We start from the raw sequence: 2204 nt of genomic DNA, 5'->3' as shown, positions 1-2204 counted from the left end.
ACTCATTACAGGGAGATAGCTGAGGGAGCTTTGGAACGTGCGTTGCACCTTGGATCAAAAGGTGTTGTTCTCGAATTGGAGACACTTCTTGAAATGACCAAAACTCCTCAAATCGGGATTGAGATTGTAAAAATAATGAATGAGGTCTGCGAAAAATATTATCAAAGACATGGACTGGCTTCAGAAATTCGTCTTACCCCGAACGACTTGCGCGAGTTTGAGCGGCCTGCCAAACAACGCACTTCACAATACCTGGAACCTATGTTCGAACTTTTTGAACGTGGTAGCATGGAAGGGGGCGATTTGCTTTCGATTGAAAGTACCGGCGGGAAAGAGGTATCAGACGAAGCATTAATGATGTGTGACATAAAGGGAATGGTATTCTCTCTGGCTGTACTGGGGGTAAGGGATATGCAGTTTTTGTGGAAAAAAATTGTTGATGTTGCCAATAAACATGGTAAAATTGCAGCCGGAGATTCCGCTTGTGGATTTGCCAACACAGCAATGGTACTGGCCGAAAAAAAGTATATTCCGAAGGTGTTTGCAGCTGTGGTCCGGGTTATTTCTGTAGTCCGTTCAATTGTTGCAATGGAAGAAGGAGCTGTTGGCCCTGACAAAGATTGTGCATACGAAGGTCCTTTCCTTAAGGCAATTACGGGCATTCCGATTTCGATGGAAGGAAAGACGGCTGCCTGTGCCCACCTTAGTCCGATAGGAAATATAGCCTCTGCCTCATGTGACTTGTGGAGTAATGAATCGGTTCAAAATATTAAGCTGTTATCAGGAATGGCCCCCACAGCTTATCTTGAACAATTGGAATACGATGTCCGTTTGATGAACGAGGCATTGAAAGCGGGGAAAGTGCACCGCGATGTATTACAGCAATTGCTGGTTTCTTCGGATATTTATACCGATCCTCAGGCATTAATACTTGCTCCCGACAATGTGATCCGAATTTCCAAAGAACTCATTAAAGGTGATTCATACGTGGCAAATGCTAAAAACGGGGCACTCGTCACCCTCGATATTATTGAAGAAGCCATTCAATCGGGCAAAATGAAACTTTCCGAGATGGAAATCAGTTATCTTCCCATTATGCGCGACGAACTTTCAAGTATTCCCGACAATGAAAGTGATTTCGTTGAAATGATGCTCCCATTAATCAAACAGGATAAATTTATTCCGGCAGAATATGGATTGTGATCCGATAAAATTATTTGACTGGTAATCGGTTGCATGGTAATTGTTTTTTCATGGATAAAATACCCGTAAATATTATATCTGGCTTTTTGGGGTGTGGAAAAACCACTGCAATTTTAGAACTTCTGAAACGAAAATCAAATGACGAAAAATGGGCCATAGTGATCAATGAATTTGGTAAAGTTTCAATTGACAGTCAGACAATTCGGTCTTCATCAAAAACAGGAAAGATTTACGAGATAGCAGGAGGTTGCATTTGTTGTTCCGCGAGGGGGTATTTTTTTGAAAATCTATCCCAAATTTTACAATCCGGAAATTATTCCCGGATTATTATCGAACCCAGTGGACTTGGTGGTATCGAAACCGTTTCTGAAGTTGTAGCATTAATTTACGAACTTAAACTAATGCCAGTAATTTGTTTCATTGACATGACCTGCATTGAAAGTCCACGCTTTCAACTCAATCCGGTTCGCCGGGCGCAAATTTCAAAAGCTGATATTCTGATTTTTAGTAAAACCGATCTGGTGGAAGATAAAATGGAACAGGAACGGCTAACTTCCATATTTCTTAAGCAGTTTCCTGAAAAATCAGCTAATTTGGTTCAGGATAATACCCAATTGGCTAATTTGTTAGATATTAATGTTCCGGATGAATTGCGGATAAACCAATACGAGATGTTCTCAAAAGTCCATAAGGATTTAACTGATAGCCATTATAAGGAAGTGTATTATAGATTTTCCCCGGATACAATTTTTGATCCTGATCTGCTATCGCATGGTTTTAATACAAGCCAGTTTATTATTCGGGGGAAGGGATATATCAGAACCAAAAATGGGTGGAACCTTTTTAATTTTACTCCATCCGGCTGTTCATTTGAACCTTGTCTGAAAAAACAGCAAAACCAGATTGTCATTATTTTGGAAGAATCAGACTTTGATGGATTTCAAAACCTTCAAAAGGAAGTCGGGAACGCAATAATTTCGGTTCATTCGTAAAAACATTTT

The 2204-nt window shown here is 40.2% G+C and carries 2 protein-coding genes; both read left to right on the top strand.

Translation table 11 applies throughout. The annotated features are described in order from the left end of the window. A partial coding sequence (locus tag AAC033_RS19050; RefSeq protein ID WP_339741159.1) for a methyltransferase MtaB domain-containing protein occupies positions 1–1203 on the top strand: 1203 nt, incomplete at its 5' end. A 50-nt stretch (positions 1204–1253) separates the two neighbouring features. Beyond that, entirely contained in the window at positions 1254–2195 is a 942-nt protein-coding gene (locus AAC033_RS19045; protein WP_339741157.1) for a GTP-binding protein, read from the top strand. Positions 2196–2204: the final 9 nt, after the last annotated feature.

Origin of the sequence: uncultured Sunxiuqinia sp., from assembly GCF_963974515.1 — a bacterium.
In the GTDB taxonomy this organism is placed as follows: domain Bacteria; phylum Bacteroidota; class Bacteroidia; order Bacteroidales; family Prolixibacteraceae; genus Sunxiuqinia.
Note: the sequence above shows the minus strand (reverse complement) of the source record. Positions and strands in the feature narration are given on the sequence as shown.

What these genes read in the sequence shown, in the direction of transcription:
- AAC033_RS19045 (WP_339741157.1), top strand. Translation starts at nt 1,254, where the DNA reads ATGGATAAAATACCCGTAAATATTATATCTGGCTTTTTGGGGTGTGGA.